This is a genomic window from Kitasatospora sp. NA04385, assembly GCF_013364235.1.
GTDB lineage: Bacteria > Actinomycetota > Actinomycetes > Streptomycetales > Streptomycetaceae > Kitasatospora.
Genome location: NZ_CP054919.1, coordinates 1,134,363 through 1,150,368 on the forward strand (window position 1 = coordinate 1,134,363; position 16,006 = coordinate 1,150,368).

Here is a 16,006-nt window from a genome sequence, read left to right on the forward strand (position 1 = left end):
GTGGAGAAGACACCCGTGATGGAGAGCCCCGCCGAGCTGCGCCTGGACCTGGTGATGGATCTGCTGCTGTCGCCGGAGGAGGCCTTCCCGGTCCCGGCGCGGCTGGCCTACTCCCCCGACGACCCGTACGCGGTGCACGTCGCCTTCCACGTCGACTCGACGCTGCCGATCGGCTGGTTCTTCGCCCGGGACCTGCTGGTGCAGGGGCTGCTGCGGCCGACCGGGCTGGGGGACGTGCGGGTCTGGCCGGCGGTGGTGGACGGGCGGCGGACGGTGACGCTGATGCTCTGCTCGCCGGAGGGCGACGCCTTCCTCCAGGCCCCGGCGGCCCGGGTGGCGGCCTGGGTGCGGCAGACCCTGCGGCTGGTGCCGCCCGGCGGGGAGGCCGAGCGGGCCCGGGTGGACCTGGCGCTGGAGGCGCTGTTCGCGGCGTCCGGAGCGGCCGGGGCCGCTGGAACGGCCGGGGCGGCCGATCCGGAGTTCCGCCCCACTCCGGGCGACCTGTGATCCCGCACCGGACGACCTGTGATCCCGCACCGGACGTCCGCGGGGACGCCCCGCCACCGACCCCGTCCCCGCCCCACCGCCGTCCCCGCCCCCGGCGGCTCAGCGGGCCAGCCGGCCCAGCAGGGCGGAGGCCGCGGTGATGCCGACGGCGGTGGACAGGGCGAGCACGCCGAAGTCCAGGGCCAGGTGGGACGGGGTGCCGATGAGCAGGCCGCGCAGCGCGTCGACCTGGTAGCTGAGCGGGTTGGCCCGGCTGACGGCCTGGAGCCAGCCCGGCATCAGGTCGACGGGGTAGAGCGCGTTGGAGCCGAAGAACAGCGGCATGGTGATGGCCTGCCCGATGCCCATCAGCCGGTCCCGGGTCAGCACGATGCCCGCGATGGTCATCGACAGGCAGGAGAAGAACGCCGAGCCGAGCACCACCGCCGCCGCCACGCCCAGCAGCTTCAGCGGGTTGGCGGTCATCCCGACGCCCAGCACGGCGGCCAGCACCACCACCACGGCGGCCTGGATCACCGCCTTCACCCCCGCGGCGAACGCCTTCCCGGTGACCAGCGCGGCCCGCGGGGTCGGGGTGACCAGGAGCTTGGTGAGCACCCCGGAGTCCCGCTCCCAGATGATCATGATGCCGTAGAAGATCGCGATGAACATCGCGGACTGCGCGATGATGCCGGGCGCCAGGTAGTCCAGGTACGGGGTGCCACCGGTCGGGATCGCCTTCAGCCGGGTGAAGGTCTCGCCGAAGATCAGCAGCCACAGCGCGGGCTGGACCGCCCGGGTGTACAGCTCGGTGCGGTCGTGGCGCAGCTTCTGCAGCTCGACGGCGCACATCGCGACCACCCGGGCCGGGACCACCCGCCAGCCCGTGCGGGCCTTCGGCGGGATCAGCAGCAGCCCCAACTCGGGCCCGGGGCCCGGGCGTTCAGCCGACTCGGCTGGCAGTGCGGCGGGTGCGGCGGACATCCGAGAACTCCCCTTCCTTGGCGTCGTCGGCCAGTGCGCGGCCGGAGAAGTGCCGGAACACGTCGTCCAGGGTGGGCGCGTCCCGGCCCGGGGCCTCGGCGCGGACCCGGTCCTTGAGCTCCTCGGGGGTGCCGAGCGCCCTGATCCGGCCGCGGTCCATCAGGGCGATCCGGTCGCAGTGCCGGTCCGCCTCGTCCATGTAGTGGGTGGTGACCAGCACCGTCATGCCGGTGGCCCGGCGCACCGCGTCCACCCGTTCCCACACGCCCGCCCGGGCGATCGGGTCCAGGCCGATGGTGGGCTCGTCCAGCACCAGCAGCCGGGGCGCGCTGACCAGTGCCTGGGCCAGTTCCAGTCGGCGCACCATGCCGCCCGAGAAGGTGCCGGCCATCCGGTCGGCGGCCTCGGTCAGGTCGACGGCGGCCAGGGCCTGGGCGACCCGTTCGGCGCGCTCGGCGCGGGACACGTCGAAGACCCGCGCGAACAGCGCGACGTTCTCCCGCCCGGTCAGCCCGGCGTCCGCGGACAGCGCCTGCGGGACGTAGCCGAGCAGCCGCCGCACCCCGGTGCGCTCGGTGGCGCAGTCGTGGCCGAACACCTCGACCATGCCGCGCGCCGTCGGCAGCAGGGTGGTGATCGCCCGGATGGTGGTGGTCTTGCCCGCGCCGTTCGGCCCCAGCAGCCCGAACACCTCGCCGGGGCGCACCTCCAGGTCGACCCCGTCCACCGCCCGGACCACCGGGCCCTTGCCCCGGCCGCGGTGGAAGCTGTATGCCAGCTCCCGACAGCGGACGGCCGGTCGTTCCTGCTCGCTCACGCCTGCTCCTTCCCCTCGCCGCTCCCCCGGGCCCGCAGCCCGGCCGCGACCGCCCGCAGTGCGGGCACCGCCGCCGCCAGCGCCGCCCGGTCCGGCCCGTCCAGCTCCGCCAGCACCTCGCCGAGCAGTTCGGTGCGCCGCTGCCGCCAGGCGGCCATCCGCTCGACGGCCTCCTCGGTGGCGTACAGCAGCGCCGCCCGCCGGTCCGCGGGATCGCGCTCGCGGCGCAGCAGCCCCTGCCCGACCAGCTGGTTGACCAGGGTGGAGACCGAGTTCCCGGCCAGCGACAGCCCTTCGGCCGCCTCCGAGACCCGCATCCCCGGCGCGTCCGCGACCAGGCGCAGCAGTTCGGCCTGGGCCCCGCGCAGCCGCGGCCGGTCCAGCCCGGCGCGCAGGTGGCGGCGGGTCAGCCGTTGGACGCCGACCAGCAGGGCGGCGAACTCCTCCACGTCCGGCCCCTGGTGCCGGTCCTGTTCCGTCTGCCTGTCCACACCTCCGATTTTAGCTCTGAGTGAGAGCTACCTGTCGAGAGTCCGCGGGTCAAGAACTCCCCAACTCCGGCCCGGCGGACGGGGAACGCGCCCGGGAACGGCCGCGGGGGAACGGCCGCGGGCCGGTCCGCGGGTGCGCGGACCGGCCCGGTGCAGCAGGAGGTGGGGAGCGGGGTGGAACGGGACGGATCGGGTCAGCAGTCGCCGAGGGCGGTGCAGACCGTCTTGCCCAGGGCGTCCAGCACCCCGGCGTCGGCGGACCCGGCCCAGGCGGTCTTCGGGTGGCCGCCCTTGGGGAGCTCGGCGTGCAGGGTGAGTTCGGCGACCGAGCCGCCCTGCACGGACAGGTACTCGCGCACCTCGACGGTGCCGCCGCCCGCCTGCGGGACGGTGAGGGTGGCCGCGACGAACGTGCTGTCCTCGGCGGTGACCTTCACGCTCGCGCCCGGCACGGTGCCACCGCACCCCTTCAGCCCCTCGGTGACGCTGCCCAGCAGGGCGAACGCGCTCTGCGCCCGGCCGCTGCTGTCCTTGGCCGAGCCGAAGCTCGCGATGGTCTCGTCCGCCGCCCAGTCGCCGGCCGAGCCGCCCAGCGAGGCGGTCTCCACCATCGGCACGGTGGCGAAGGAGTCGTCGCGCGGGATGCGGCACAGCTCCTCGATCCGGAGCTTGCCGCTCTCGCCGAGCGCCTTGGCGGCGGAGCCGGGCGCCTTCCAGTGCAGCGCGGAGTTCAGCGGCACCGCCTTGGGGTCGATCCACACCCCGGCGGGCAGCCGCCCGGCCTTCCCGGCCGCGGCCCCGCCGGTGGCGGCGGCCGAGGTCTTGGCGGCCGAGGTCTTGGCGGCGGCGGGTGACTCCGCTCCGGCGGCGGGCGCGGAGGCGGTGGCGGAAGCGGCCGCGGAAGTGGCCGCGGCGGAGTCGCCGGAGCCGGTGTCCTCCGGGTCGCACGCCGACAGGAGGGCGACGGCGGAGAGGCAGACCACCGTGGCGGCGGCAAGACGAAGCGAACGCACGTGTTTCCCTTGGTAGTTCCGAGACGTGGACAGCGGACGGCGCCGCTCGGGCGCCGTCCTCGGCCGGGCCCTCGGCCGGGCCTGGGCACCCTCGGCCGGGCCGGGATGCCGGAGCGGTGGCGGATCAGTACCAGTGCCGGGGGCGGCTCGGGTCCGCCTGCTGCACCTTGGCCGCCAGGTCGTGCCCGTCCGCCGAGACGCCGTACCTCGCCATGACGTACTGCATGGACGCGGCGCAGTTGGCCACCGGGTCGTAGATGTCGGTCGAGGTGCCCTTGACGTGGTACTTCGCGAACGTCCCCGGGATGGTCTGCCAACCGCCGCGCGAGCAGTCCCGTTCGGCGCCGTCCGACTGGATCGGCCCCTTGACGTTGACGTCGTGGGCCTGGTCCCGGTTGACCTGCCAGTCGGGCGAGTTGTACGAGGACTCGCGGTCGACGATGGTCAGCATGCCCTTCGTCCAGGCCGCGCGGGCCGCGGGGTCGGTGACGCCCATCGCGTCCAGGGCCTGGGCGATGTACTCCCGGCAGGCGGCCTCGCCGCTCTTGTACTTGCCCTTGCCGTCGAAGGTGACCTCGGCGACCTTGATCGCGCCCTCGTGCGACACGGCCGGGTTCGGGTCGCCGCCGGTACCGCCGTGACCGCCGTGGCCGCCGTGGCCGCCGCCGGTGGGCTGCTTCGGGCCGGACGGCATCGGGGCGTGCTTCCCCGGGCCGGTGGGCGCCGGGGCGGGCTTGCCGCCGCCGGGCTTCTTCGGGTCGGCCGGCTGCCCGGGGTGGGCGCCCCGGCCGGGCTTGCCGACGCCCTCGCGGGCGCGCCGCTCGGCCTCCGCGTACTGCCGGGCGACGGTGCCGAGCCGGTCGACGTCGGTGGCGAGGTCCTTGGCGAGCTGGTTCCTGGTGCGCTCCAGGGCCGCCATCTGCTGCTGGATCGCGTCGACCCGCTCGCGCACCTGGGCGACCACCACGCCGAAGCCGATGACGTTGCCGAGGGCGCCCGCCGCGAGGTCGGTGGCGACGGCCTTGGTCATCACCGCCTTGATCCGGCCGGTCTGCTCGGACATTTCCCCCATGCGCTGCTGGATCGACCGGAATTCCCGCTGGATCTTCGCCAGCTCGTCCGGTTCGTAGCCGAAGCCCGCTGCCATCCCGTGTCCCCCCGTAGGACTTGATGCTCGCTCAGGTCGTTTATCCCACCACACCGCATTGCGGCGCAATCGCCGGGGGTCCCGGTTCGGGGCGGCTGCCTACCCTTTGCCGAGACTTTGCAAACCTGCTGGTCGGCGGATCGCCGAGATGCCCGGAGCCCCGAAGCGAGCGATCATGGCTGGTACGGACCGCCGTCTCGGCCGGTCCGCGGACGATGCACCGCCGTCGACCGGTCGGAGCCGACCGGAAAGGCTGGGTTTCGATGTTCCAAATCATCTGGATTCTGCTGATCGGCTTCGTGCTGGGCCTACTCGCCAAGCTGATCCTGCGCGGACCACAGTCCATCCCGTGGTGGCTGACCATGCTGCTCGGCGCGGCCGGCGCCCTGCTGGGGAACCTGGTCTCCGGCTGGATCGGCGTCCGGCACACCGGAGGCATCGACTGGATCAGGCACATCCTCCAGTTGGCCTTCGCCATCGCGCTGATCGGCATCGTCGCCCCGGCCTGGGGCAGGTCCCGCACCACCAGGTAGTCCGTACCGCGCACCGCCCGCCCGCCCGGCCCCTTCCGGCCGGGCGGGCGGCGGCGTGCCCGGCCCCGGGCGGGGATCGGGATCAGCGGGGATCGGGATCAGGCGAAGCGCGAGCTGCGGACCGGCCCGGACGAGCGGATCCGGTCCCGGGTGCCGGTCGCCCAGGTGGCGGCGGCCCGGGCCGCGAACCGGGCCAGCTCCTCCTCGGAGTCGGGCGGCGTCGCCCCGTCACCGTCGTCCGGCTCGGCGGAGGCGGCGAGGATCTCCCGAGCCAGCTCCTCGGCCGGGCGCCCGTCCGCGGGGGCGTGGGTGACCTCGCCGTCCTCGTCCACGGCCATCCGGGGCTCCCAGGGCGCGACGATCCGCTGCACCAGCAGGCCGCAGACGTCCGCCGACACCCCGGGGGTGTCCGTCCAGCAGGTGGCGTGCTCGTACAGCACCTCGCCCGGGGCCCGCTCGTGCAGCGCGGAGAGCAGCTCCCCGTCCACCTCGTTCAGGTCGTACGCGACCACCAGCGCGTCGGGCGTGCCGGGCCGGTACGGGGCCGCGGGCAGGCCGAGCAGTTCGGCGGCGGCCAGGCCGAGCGCCCGGCTGCCCCGGTCGGGCAGCAGCGCGACGGCGGCGGGCGGCGGCCGGTGGCCGCCAGGACGGCGCGCAGCCGCTCCAGGCCGAGCCGGCAGTCGCCCCAGCCGCCCTGGAGGTACGCCCAGCGGCCGGTCATCCCGGCGTCGTAGCCGAACGGCGAGAGGGTGGCCAGCAGGCCGCCGGTGAGCACGTGGTGCCAGCCGCGCAGGTCGGCCGGACCGGCGGGCGGGACGGCGTCGGCCCGGGCCAGGGTGCGGCGGATCCGGTCGGCGGCGGGCCGCCAGGTGTCGTCGGGCGCGGAGAGCCGCGCGAAGACCTCCCGGGCGAGGTCGAGGCGCCCGGCCATCAGCGCGTTGTGCACCAGCAGGTAGCGGTCGGGCCAGTCGCCGGTGACGTCCTCGTGCTCCCGGAGCAGCTCGACCGCCTCGTCGTGCCGCTCGCCGTCCTCCAGCGCGACGGCCAGCTCCAGCAGCACCTGCCGGGGGTCGACGGCCGCCGCGGCCGGGCGGGCCCGGCCGAACAGCCGCCGCTTGGCCTCCGGCACCCCGTCGCCGCGCAGCGCCCCGGCCAGCGCCTGGCGCAGCGCGGGGACGGCGAGCCCGGACAGGCCGTGCTCGATGCAGGCGTACCCGTACGCGTACAGCGCGCCGGGGGCGGACGGGTCGGCGGCCAGTGCGGCGGCCGCGCCGGCCAGCTCGTCGATCCCCACCAGCTCGGCCAGCCGCCCGACCGCCGGGGCGAGGTCGCCGGCCGTCAGGTCGTCGGCGCGGGCCCGCAGCTCCCGGGCGGCGCCCTGCGGGTCGCCGGCGTCGATCAGTTCACCGGCCTTGACGAGGTCGGGGTGCACGCAGTCTCCTCCTGAGCGGGTTCGGGGTTCCGGTCCGTACGGCCCCCGGCTGTCCGCCGGGCCGCACGACCGCCCGATCATCGCCGCACCGCGCCGCCCGGCCAACCGGTTTTCCGCCCGCCGTCTCCTGCTTTCCTTCCCTCTGCCTCTCCCCCCGACCGTGCCCGTGGCCGAATCGTCGCCGTGTCACCGTCCGGTCCCGATGCGGTCCGGAATCGGCGTCTTCGCCTCCGGCCCGCCGCCGCGGACCGTAGCGTCCTGGCCCGTACCGCCGCACGGGTCCAGCAGCCCGCCCGCACCGCCCCACCACGCACTCGGGAGAACCACCGCCATGACCGGACGTCAGCCGCTCGCCGCTCGCGCCCTGTTCGCCGCCGCCGCGCTGGCCGCGACCCTCGCCCTCACCGCCTGCGACCCGGAGGGGACCGAGGACGGCGACGCGGCCGCCCCGGCGGCCTCCTCCGCCCCGGCCGCGCCGAAGTCCTCGCCCGCCGCCCCGACGTCCTCCCCCGCCCCGACGTCCTCCCCCGCCCCGCCGTCCGCCACCACGCCGTCCGCCACGGGCGGCAAGCGCACCCTGACCGAGGCGCGCACGGCCGGCGGGCTGACCCGGGGCACGGGGGAGGCGCAGCTGAGCGACGTGCCGGTGGACCCGGGCGACATGCGCGACGGGATGACCGTGGTGGAGGCCAACTACGTGCGGGCGAGCGGCGGTTCGGGCCGTCCGGTGCTGTTCGCCGGGGTCGACGACGTGCCGGAGGACCCGAGCAAGCGCCGCGAGCACCTGTGGCGCGGCCTGATCGACTACGCGCTCGGCGAGGGTTCGACCGGCAGCCCGGGCACCTCCGTCCCGTACCCGGCCGGTCCGCTCGGCGGCAACCTGGAGTGCTTCCCGCTCGGCTCCGACGCGCTGTGCGGCTGGGTCGACTCCTCCACCGCGGCCGTCGCGCTGTTCCCCGCCACCGCCCCGGCGGACGCCGCCAAGCAGTTCGCCCTGATGCGCGCCGACCTCGAACACTGACGCGTCACCGAATTTGCTGATACGACATCAATTCGGTTTTCCGTCACAAAGGTTGACGGATCATCGACCGCTCGGAAGGCTTCCTGACCGTTCTCGCGGCGGCCGGGCCGCGACCGGCCGCGGAGGACCCACGCGATGCGTTTCTCGGGAGTTGCCTGGACGGATTCCGGCTTCGAGGTCGCCGTCCTGGACGCGGCGGGCCGCCCCCGCTCCCCCGCGACCCGCTTCGCGGCCGGACAGGTCGGCGCGGTCACCGCGCACCTGCTCGCCCTGCAACGGGAGTCCGCGGCCGCGGGCGAGGAACTCGCCACCGTCATCGACTCCACCAACGGCATGCTGGACGGCGGCCTGACGGCCGCCGGACTGGCCGTGTACCGGGCCGACCCCTGGACGCTGCCCGCCCGCCCCGCGTTCGGCTCCGTCCCGGCCGCGGAACTGGCCCGCGCGGCGCTCCGCGACCCGGCCGCGGTCGTCCGGCTCGGCACCGACACCGGGACGATGGGCGGGCGCTCGGCCGAAATGATCGCCCACATCGACTCCAGCGCCACCGCACTGGCCCGGATGGTCAGCTCCGGCCGCTGCCTGTGGGGCAACACCGGCGACCGCCCGGTGGTCGCGCTCACCTTCGACGACGGCCCCAACCCGCCCCACACCCACCGCGTCCTGGACGTCCTCGACCGCTACGCGGTGCCCGCCACCTTCTTCTGCGTCGGCCTGCACGCCCTCGCCCACCGCGCCGAACTCGACCGGATGGCCGCCGCCGGCCACCAGATCGCCAACCACACCTGGTCCCACCCGTACCTGCCCGACCTGTCCCGCACCGAGCTGCTCGACCAGCTCGGCCGCACCGACGAGGCCATCGCCAAGGCCGTCGGCGACGACCCCGGCCCCCGGATGTTCCGCCCGCCCTACGGCGGCCGCACCCCCGAAGTCCTGCGCTGGATCGACGAGTCCGGCGCCACCGTCGTCCTGTGGGACGTCGAGCCCTGCGACTGGTCGATGCCCGGCCCCGAGGCCATCACCCGGGCCGTCCTCGACCAGGCCCGCCCCGGCGCGGTCATCCTCCTCCACGACGGCGGCGGCGACCGCTCCCAGACCGTCGCCGCCCTCCCCGCCGTCATCGAGGGCCTCACCGCCCGCGGCTACGCCTTCGCCCGCGTCGACCGACTCCCCGTCACCTGACCCGGAGGTCGGCTTTCCAGGGGCTCGGGGAACGGCGAGGCCGTGGCTGCTGGCGGTGCACTGCCGTTGCGCGCAGCTGCTTCCGGTTCCTGTCACCCCACGCAGCAGCATCGACCCGCCGTTCCCCGGGCCCCATGAATACGTGCCTCGCGCCGCCGTCGCCGGCACCTCAGCGGACCGGCCGGTGGTCCAGCAGGTCGCCCGGGCCGAGGCCCAGTTCGCGTTCCAGGTCGGCCGGGGAGTGGTCGCGCAGGAAGTCCGCGAACTTCGCGGTGACCACCGCCATGTGCTCCTCGGCGGTCTTCTTCCCGATGAACAGCCGCTCGGCGATGCTGCGGAACGCCTCGCCGCGGGCCCGGGCGGAGAGGATCTCGCGCTGGCGGGGCGTCAGGCTGGGCAGGCCGCCGCGGCGTTCGACCAGTTCGGCCAGGCCGACCAGGGCCTGGGTGATCACCACCCGGTCGGCCGCCACCTCGGCGACCGCCGCGGACAGCGCCGCCAGCGGCTCCGCCTTGTGCACCACCCCGCGGGCCCCGGCGGCCATGCAGCCGACCAGCACCTCGCGGCGGCGCTCGTTGGTGTAGATCAGCGTCCGGTGCCCGGCCCGCGCGACGGCCTCGACGGCGGCGGCGCCCTGCCGCACCCCCGTCCGGCCGGTGCCGGTCAGCACCAGGTCCAGCAGGACCGCGTCCGTCTCCGGCCGGGCGGCGAGCAGTTCCTCGACGCTGCTGACCGCCAGCACCACCCGGACCTCGGGGAGCAGGTGCGCCAGCCCCTCCCGGATGACCGTGTCGTCGTCCACGACGGCCACCCTGCTCCCGTGCTCCGCACCGGAGTTGCGTCCCCGACGTTCCCTCACCGCTCCTCCAGTCTTCCGCGCAGCAGCACCACCGTCCCCGCGCCGGGCGCGGAGCGGATCTCGGACTCGACGCCGACCTCGGCCAGCGCCCGGCTCACCTGCACCCGCAGCCCGAAGCCGAGCGGGCGGCGAGCCTGGTCGAAGCCGCGCCCGTCGTCGCGGACGCTGACCTCCCAGTGGCCGAGCCCGGGCGGGGCGTCGGCGTGCACCACCACCTGCCCGGCGGCGGCGTGCGCCCGGACGTTGTGCAGCACCGTCGCCAGCGCCTCCCGCAGCGGCCGGGCGGCGGCGCGCGGGACGGGCACGTCGGCGGCCAGGTCGACGGCGTAGTCGATCGGCAGGTCGGTGAAGCCCTCCCCGGCCTGCCGCACCAGGGCCGCCAGCATTCCCGGACCCTCGTCCGGGCCGTCCGGACCGTCCGGACCGCCGCCATCCGGCTGCTCCAGGAAGTGCCGCACCCGGGCCGCCCCGGCGGCGGCCTGTCGGCGCAGCACCTCCACCAGGCCGGGTTCCAGGCCGGGTTCGGACAGCAGCCGCATGATGGTGATCTGGTCGTGCAGCAGCAGCCGGTGCCGGTCCCGCTCGGCCTCCGCCGCCGAGACCGCGGCCTGCCGACGGGCCTCGTCGGCGTCCCGGCCCAGGCGGCGGATGAACGTCGCGGAGGAGCGGGCGGCCACCGCGAACACCAGGTAGCCGATCAGGTTGCTGGCCGCGGTGGAGGCGTGCGCGTCCGACAGGACGACGCTGGGCAGCGCGTACGCCGCGGCGATCGCGGCCGTCGCGACGACGGTCTGCCGACGGGCCGGGAAGCCGATCGCCGCGCCGAACACCGCGTTGACGCTGAGCGCGCCGCCCCACGCCGTCCAGGTGCCGACCCAGTCCTCGGGGCGCAGGTACCAGGGCTCGCACAGCAGCACGCCCATCGCCACCGCCACGTCCGCCCGGGCCCATCCGCCCGCCGGGTACTGCCGCCGCCGCACCGCGACCGCGCACATGGCCAGCGACTGGGCGAGCGCGACGGCCATCAGCGCCGCGTCCAGCGCCGGGTCGGTGGCCCGGGACATCCCGTGCGGGGCGGCCGGCAGGATCTCCAGCAGCGTGCCGGCCCGCATCAGCACGAACGCGATCACCACGGCGAGTTCGGCGCCCGCGGCCGTCGTCGACAGCCCCCCGGAACCGGGCCACGGCCGCCAGGGCCGCCACCCGCGCAGCCCGTGCCACCCGCGCAGCCCGTGCGGCGCGTGCGACGCCTCGCGCCCGGTCCGGTCGTCCGGGGGCTGCGGGAGCGCGGGAGGTGGTGGCGGTGGCACCCGCCCATCCTGCCGCAGCGGCGGGTGCCGCGGACCCCGGATTCGTCCGGGTTCCGCCCGCACCCGCCGGGGCACCATCCTTTTCCCACCACAGCGCCGCCCGGAACGGGGCCGGCCGGCCCGCACCACCCTCCGCAGCACCCTCCGCAGCGACAGCCCAGCACAGACCGGGAGCCTCATCCGTGGGACCACTCGACACCTGGCGGACAGCGACGTCCGTCCTCCCCCGCCGCACCGCGCTGCGCCTGCTCGGCGCCTCCGCCCTCACCGTCGCCCTCGCCGCCTGCAGCGGCAAGGGCGCCCCGGGGCTGAACGCGGTCGCCCTGGGCAAGTTCGCGGCGGGCACCTGGAAGGTCTCCGCCCCCGACGCCAACTACCCGGAGTGGACGATCACCGTCACCGAGGACGGCACCTGGAAGGGCGAGTACCCGGCCGACGACGGCTCCGGCAGCACCTCCGTCCACACCGACTCGGGCTCCTGGTCCCTGGCCGGACAGGCGCTGCACGTCACCTTCGAGGACGGCGACCACACCGCGGAGGCGTCCCAGGTCCCGGAGCAGGTCGGCGGCGACGCGTCCGCGCAGTTCACCTGGACGTTCGGCCAGCGGGCCGACGGCATGCGGGCCACCTACACCGCGGGGAACAAGACCCTCGTCCTGGTCCGCGCCGGGCACGGCGGCGACCAGACCATCACCGCCGTCCGCGCCTGACCGCCCGAACGTCCGCACGCCCGCCCGCGCATCCACAAGCCCGCACGTCCGCACCGGCGGGTGCTAGAAATCCCTGGTGGACGAGCACCTGCCGCTGGACGGACCCCCCGCACCCCCGACCCTGCGCGTCTTCGTCGCGCTGGCGCCGCCCGACGCCGCCAAGGACGAACTCGCCCGCGCCCTGCGGCCCGCGTACGCCGCGCACCCCCGGCTGCGCTGGAACCGGATCGAGGACTGGCACATCACGCTGGCCTTCCTCGGCGAACTCCCCTCCACCGCACTCCCGTTGCTGCGCGCGGCGCTGGCCGCGCTGGCCGCCGGGCAGCCCGCCCTGCGGCTGGGCCTGCACGGCGGCGGCCATTTCGACGGACGGCTGCTGTGGAGCGGCGTCAGCGGCGACCTGGACGGCCTGCACCGGCTCGCCGCCGAAGTCCGCGCCCTGGTCCGGGCCCACGGCCTCGACTACCGGGACCGCCCGCTGCACCCCCACCTCACCCTGGCCCGGGCCCGCCGCGACGACCCCACCGGCGTCCCCTCCGGCGCCACCACCCTGACCGGCTTCACCGGCCACCCCTGGTGGACCCCCCGCCTCCACCTGGTCGGCAGCACCCCCGTCCGCGGCCCCGAACCGCTGCGCTACCGCGACCTCGCGTCCTGGCCACTGGCCGTCCCGGCGAATTCCGGGTGACAGCGAGGGCCGCCCAGCCGCAGGAGGGCGGCCGGCAGGGGCGTTCGCCGTCGGCGTTCCGCAGCGCCCGTCAGGGGAGCTGGCGGTAGACCTCGCTGCGGTGGCCCACACCCAGGACCCAGACGATCAGTTGGCCGTTCTCGACGGCGCAGACCACCCGGTGGTCGCCGACCCCGAGGCGCCATCGGGCGTCATGCCCCCGGAGCGCTTTGACGTCGAACGCCGTCGTGTCACCGGCATCCATCGCCCGCTGCAGCTCGGCGAGTCGGCGCAGGATGCGCAGGGTGTCGGAGCGCTCGATCTTCAGCAGGTCCCGCTGTGCGCGCGGCGTGAAGCGCGTGACACGGCCCACCGGCGGTCAGCCCTCCCGGTTCCGGAGGAGAGCCGCCATCTCCTCCAGCGAGACCGAACCCTGCAGACCCTCCGCCTCCGACTCGTCGGCCAGCCCGTTCAGCCACTCCTCCTCGGCGGCATCCGCTATCCGGCGAAGGCGCTGGTACTCCTCGATGTCGATCACCACGGCCTCCTGCCTGCCGCGCCGGGTGATGATCGTCGGAGTCTCCTCCCGGCGCGCCCGGTCGATGACATCGGCGAGGTGACTACGGACCTCGGCCATGGACTCGATCACCGGCTCGCTCATGCAACGAATGCAACAGGTGTACATCTCCCCGAGGCGCCCTCCGCGCGCTCAGCCGGAGAGCGCCCAGCTCAGCAGGGGCGGGAGGAACGGAGGCAGGGCGAGGACGGCGAGCGGAAAGAGGAGGAGACCGCAGCCGGCCGCGCAGCCCTTGCCCGCGCGCTTGAGGTGGGAGCCGGAGGCGAGGACGGCGAGGGCGGCCGAGAGCAGCAGGACGGCCAGCAGGACGGCGCCGACCAGGATGACCACTCCGGCTGCCATGTCGCCGTGTTCCGTTCTCGCGCCTCCAGGGAGGGAGGGTGGTTCGTGTACGCCAGCATCGTAACCGCCCCGGCGAGGGCGGCGGACGCGAACGTTTCAGCGGGCCGGGGCGCCCGGAGCTGGGCGGATCGGGGCGGGGCCGGACGGGAGGATTGACACCTCCGGGGCCCCTTTCCACCATGGGAGCGCTCCCATACTCCACCCGCACCCCCGCACCCCCTCCGGGAGGAACCACCCCATGCTGTTCCGCAGCAGATCAGCCGGACCTCGTCGGCGGCGCCCGCTCGCCGCGACGGCCTCGGCCGCCCTCGCACTGGCGGCCGCCGCCCTGCCGCTGTCCGCCCCCGTCGCCTCGGCCGCCGACCCGGCCCCCGCCGGCGACACGGCGGTGACGGTCAACGCGAGCGCGGGCCTGGGCGCCGTCGGCGCCGCCGCGCTCGGCGTCAACACCGCCATCTGGGACGCGCACATGAACGACCCCCGGGTGGTGTCGCTGTACCGGCAGGCCGGGGTCGGCGCGCTGCGCTACCCCGGCGGCTCGTACTCGGACATCTACCACTGGGTCGACAACACCGCGCCGGGCGGCTACGTCGCCCCGGGCACCGGCTTCGACGCCTTCATGGGGACGGTGAAGGCGTCCGGCGCGCAGCCGATCCTGATCGCCAACTACGGCTCCGGCACCGCCCAGGAGGCCGCCGACTGGGTGCGGTACGCCAACGTCACCAAGGGATACGGGGCGAAGTACTGGGAGATCGGCAACGAGATCTACGGCAACGGCGTCTACGGCAACGGCTGGGAGAACGACGCCCACGCCGACAAGTCGCCCGACCAGTACGCCCGGGAGGTCAAGGCGTACGCGGCGGCGATGAAGGCGGTCGACCCGACCGTCAGGATCGGCGCGGTGCTGACCATGCCGGGCAACTGGCCGGACGGCATCGTGGCGTCCGGCGACAGCGGCGACTGGAACCACACCGTGCTGGCCGCCGTCGCGCACGACGTCGACTTCGTCAGCGTCCACTGGTACCCGAACGCGGGCGGCGGCGACCAGGCGCTGGCCGCCGTGCGCCAACTGCCGGGCGAGCTGCGCGAGGTGCGCAACCTGCTGGACCGGTACGCGGGCGCCGACTCGCCGAACATCGGCATCGCGATGACCGAGGTCAACTCCGAGTCCGGCAACGGCGCGCTGACCAGCCGCCCGAACGGCCTGTTCGCGGCCGAGGCGATGAGCACCGCGCTGGAGAACGGCGTCTTCAGCGTCGACTGGTGGGACACCCACAACGGCGTCGGCCCGATCACCACCGTGGGCGGCGAGACCGACTACGGCGACATGGGCCTGCTGTCCAGCGGCGGCTGCAACGGGAACGTCTGCGAACCCGCCGTGAACACCCCGTTCGCGCCGTACTACGGCATCGAGTCGCTGGGCGCGCTCAGCGACCCGGGCGACACCATGCTGGCCTCCGCCGCGTCCGGCTCCGAGGTCTCCTCGCACGCGGTGCTGCGCGCCGACGGCGACCTCAGCGTGCTGCTGCTGAACAAGAGTTCCGGCACGGCGCACACCGTGGACCTGCGCTACCAGGGCTTCACCGCCGACGCCTCGGCCCCCGCCGTCCGGCGCTGGGCGCCCGGCGACGACGGGCTGGTCGACGCGACCGGCACCGCCACCTCCTCCTCGGTGACCCTGGCCCCGTACTCGATCACCGTGCTGACCGTGCACCCGAAGCCCGGCACCGGCCCGTCCTCCGCGACCGTCGGCGCCCCCGGCACGCCGCGCACCACCTCGGTCGGCGCCGGCACCGTCGCGCTGAGCTGGCCCGCCGCGACCGGCGCGGTGGACCGCTACGAGGTGTACGAGCAGCTCGGCACCACCGTGCAGCTGCTCGGCTCGTCCACCGGCACCTCGGCCACCCTCTACAACCTGCCGCCCGGCTCCCGGCACACCGTCAACGTGCTGGCCCGCGACCGGGCCGGGCACCTCTCCCGCCCGTCCGCCCCGCTGACCTTCACCACCGGCACCCCCGGCGACAGCACCTGCACCGTCTCGTACCAGGTCACGGCGGGCTGGGGCAACGGCTTCGTCGCCAGCGTGGTGGTGAGCAACCCCGGCCCGGCGAACCTCGACGGCTGGACGCTGGACTTCGACTGGCCCTCCACCGGGCAGTCCGTCGGCTCGTGGTGGAACGCGAACGTCACCTCCACCGGGCAGCACGTCCGGGTCACCAACGGCGAGTACAACGGCCACCTGGCGCCGAACGGCGGCAACTCGGCCGACTTCGGGTTCGTCGGCAACAACAACGGCGCCAACCCGTCGCCCACGGTGTTCCGCCTGAACGGGACGGTCTGCCGCACCCTCGGCTGACCCGACCCGACCTGCCCCGCCCCGACCCGCCCTGCCCCGCCCTGGACCGGTACGGGGTCCGGCGAGGAGGACGTCCCCC

19 protein-coding genes are annotated in these 16,006 nt (G+C 75.2%); 7 read left to right on the forward strand and 12 right to left on the reverse strand.

The window, feature by feature from the left end; translation table 11 throughout:
* Positions 1-18: 18 nt before the first annotated feature.
* Positions 19-507: an SsgA family sporulation/cell division regulator gene (locus HUT16_RS05015; protein ID WP_176185840.1), complete on the forward strand. Its 489-nt coding sequence runs from the start codon at positions 19-21 to the stop codon at positions 505-507.
* A gap of 99 nt (positions 508-606) precedes the next feature.
* Here the strand turns inward: HUT16_RS05015 and HUT16_RS05020 are convergent, their stop codons facing one another.
* The 5 genes from HUT16_RS05020 to HUT16_RS05040 all read right to left on the reverse strand — a co-directional run bounded on the left by HUT16_RS05020 (position 607) and on the right by HUT16_RS05040 (position 4,938).
* On the reverse strand, positions 607-1,470 hold the full coding sequence (locus HUT16_RS05020; RefSeq protein ID WP_176185842.1) for an ABC transporter permease: 864 nt from the start codon (positions 1,468-1,470) through the stop codon (positions 607-609).
* Positions 1,430-2,248, reverse strand: coding sequence for an ATP-binding cassette domain-containing protein (locus HUT16_RS05025; RefSeq protein WP_254898244.1), 819 nt, complete (start codon positions 2,246-2,248; stop codon positions 1,430-1,432). Before HUT16_RS05025 ends, HUT16_RS05020 begins: the two co-directional genes overlap by 41 nt.
* Before the next feature lie 35 nt (positions 2,249-2,283).
* Positions 2,284-2,778, reverse strand: coding sequence for a MarR family winged helix-turn-helix transcriptional regulator (locus HUT16_RS05030; protein WP_254897644.1), 495 nt, complete (start codon positions 2,776-2,778; stop codon positions 2,284-2,286).
* 194 nt (positions 2,779-2,972) lie between these two features.
* On the reverse strand, positions 2,973-3,791 hold the full coding sequence (locus HUT16_RS05035; protein ID WP_176185846.1) for a hypothetical protein: 819 nt from the start codon (positions 3,789-3,791) through the stop codon (positions 2,973-2,975).
* Between the two features lie 124 nt (positions 3,792-3,915).
* Positions 3,916-4,938 (reverse strand): hypothetical protein, encoded by a 1,023-nt coding sequence (locus HUT16_RS05040; protein WP_176185848.1) that lies wholly within the window; start codon positions 4,936-4,938, stop codon positions 3,916-3,918.
* Positions 4,939-5,201: 263 nt separating this feature from the next.
* On the opposite strand from HUT16_RS05040, the gene HUT16_RS05045 reads away from it, so the two are divergent.
* The gene (locus tag HUT16_RS05045) at positions 5,202-5,471 is read left to right on the forward strand and encodes a GlsB/YeaQ/YmgE family stress response membrane protein (RefSeq protein ID WP_176185850.1); all 270 of its coding nucleotides are present in this window, start codon (positions 5,202-5,204) and stop codon (positions 5,469-5,471) included.
* A 98-nt stretch (positions 5,472-5,569) separates the two neighbouring features.
* Here the strand turns inward: HUT16_RS05045 and HUT16_RS37830 are convergent, their stop codons facing one another.
* Both HUT16_RS37830 and HUT16_RS05050 read right to left on the reverse strand, forming a co-directional pair.
* On the reverse strand, positions 5,570-5,983 hold the full coding sequence (locus HUT16_RS37830; RefSeq protein ID WP_254897645.1) for a hypothetical protein: 414 nt from the start codon (positions 5,981-5,983) through the stop codon (positions 5,570-5,572).
* Positions 5,965-6,903 carry a hypothetical protein gene (locus HUT16_RS05050; RefSeq protein WP_254897646.1) on the reverse strand — a complete coding sequence of 313 codons (939 nt, stop codon included), beginning with the start codon at positions 6,901-6,903 and terminating at the stop codon, positions 5,965-5,967. Before HUT16_RS05050 ends, HUT16_RS37830 begins: the two co-directional genes overlap by 19 nt.
* A gap of 331 nt (positions 6,904-7,234) precedes the next feature.
* Here HUT16_RS05050 and HUT16_RS05055 point away from each other — a divergent pair, with 331 nt between their 5' ends.
* Positions 7,235-7,924 (forward strand): hypothetical protein, encoded by a 690-nt coding sequence (locus HUT16_RS05055; protein ID WP_176185852.1) that lies wholly within the window; start codon positions 7,235-7,237, stop codon positions 7,922-7,924.
* A gap of 135 nt (positions 7,925-8,059) precedes the next feature.
* On the forward strand, positions 8,060-9,106 hold the full coding sequence (locus tag HUT16_RS05060) for a polysaccharide deacetylase family protein (RefSeq protein ID WP_176185854.1): 1,047 nt from the start codon (positions 8,060-8,062) through the stop codon (positions 9,104-9,106).
* Between the two features lie 169 nt (positions 9,107-9,275).
* Here the strand turns inward: HUT16_RS05060 and HUT16_RS37340 are convergent, their stop codons facing one another.
* Both HUT16_RS37340 and HUT16_RS37345 read right to left on the reverse strand, forming a co-directional pair.
* Positions 9,276-9,908 (reverse strand): LuxR C-terminal-related transcriptional regulator, encoded by a 633-nt coding sequence (locus tag HUT16_RS37340; RefSeq protein ID WP_217712024.1) that lies wholly within the window; start codon positions 9,906-9,908, stop codon positions 9,276-9,278.
* A gap of 53 nt (positions 9,909-9,961) precedes the next feature.
* On the reverse strand, positions 9,962-11,275 hold the full coding sequence (locus HUT16_RS37345) for an ATP-binding protein (protein ID WP_217712025.1): 1,314 nt from the start codon (positions 11,273-11,275) through the stop codon (positions 9,962-9,964).
* Positions 11,276-11,457: 182 nt separating this feature from the next.
* On the opposite strand from HUT16_RS37345, the gene HUT16_RS05070 reads away from it, so the two are divergent.
* Positions 11,458-11,985 carry a lipocalin family protein gene (locus HUT16_RS05070; RefSeq protein ID WP_176185856.1) on the forward strand — a complete coding sequence of 176 codons (528 nt, stop codon included), beginning with the start codon at positions 11,458-11,460 and terminating at the stop codon, positions 11,983-11,985.
* A gap of 76 nt (positions 11,986-12,061) precedes the next feature.
* Positions 12,062-12,673 (forward strand): RNA 2',3'-cyclic phosphodiesterase, encoded by a 612-nt coding sequence (gene thpR, locus HUT16_RS05075; protein WP_254897647.1) that lies wholly within the window; start codon positions 12,062-12,064, stop codon positions 12,671-12,673.
* 70 nt (positions 12,674-12,743) lie between these two features.
* Here the strand turns inward: thpR and HUT16_RS05080 are convergent, their stop codons facing one another.
* From HUT16_RS05080 to HUT16_RS05090, 3 genes are read right to left on the reverse strand one after another with little or no spacing between them, the layout of a single operon-like run.
* Complete coding sequence (locus HUT16_RS05080; RefSeq protein WP_176185858.1) at positions 12,744-13,025, reverse strand: type II toxin-antitoxin system RelE/ParE family toxin; 282 nt, start codon at positions 13,023-13,025, stop codon at positions 12,744-12,746.
* A gap of 6 nt (positions 13,026-13,031) precedes the next feature.
* Entirely contained in the window at positions 13,032-13,313 is a 282-nt protein-coding gene (locus tag HUT16_RS05085; protein ID WP_254897648.1) for a type II toxin-antitoxin system Phd/YefM family antitoxin, read from the reverse strand.
* A 48-nt stretch (positions 13,314-13,361) separates the two neighbouring features.
* A complete protein-coding gene (locus HUT16_RS05090) occupies positions 13,362-13,571 on the reverse strand; it encodes a hypothetical protein (protein ID WP_176185860.1) in 210 nt (69 codons plus the stop codon).
* 238 nt (positions 13,572-13,809) lie between these two features.
* Here HUT16_RS05090 and HUT16_RS05095 point away from each other — a divergent pair, with 238 nt between their 5' ends.
* On the forward strand, positions 13,810-15,927 hold the full coding sequence (locus HUT16_RS05095; RefSeq protein WP_176185862.1) for a cellulose binding domain-containing protein: 2,118 nt from the start codon (positions 13,810-13,812) through the stop codon (positions 15,925-15,927).
* The last annotated feature ends 79 nt before the right edge of the window (positions 15,928-16,006 follow it).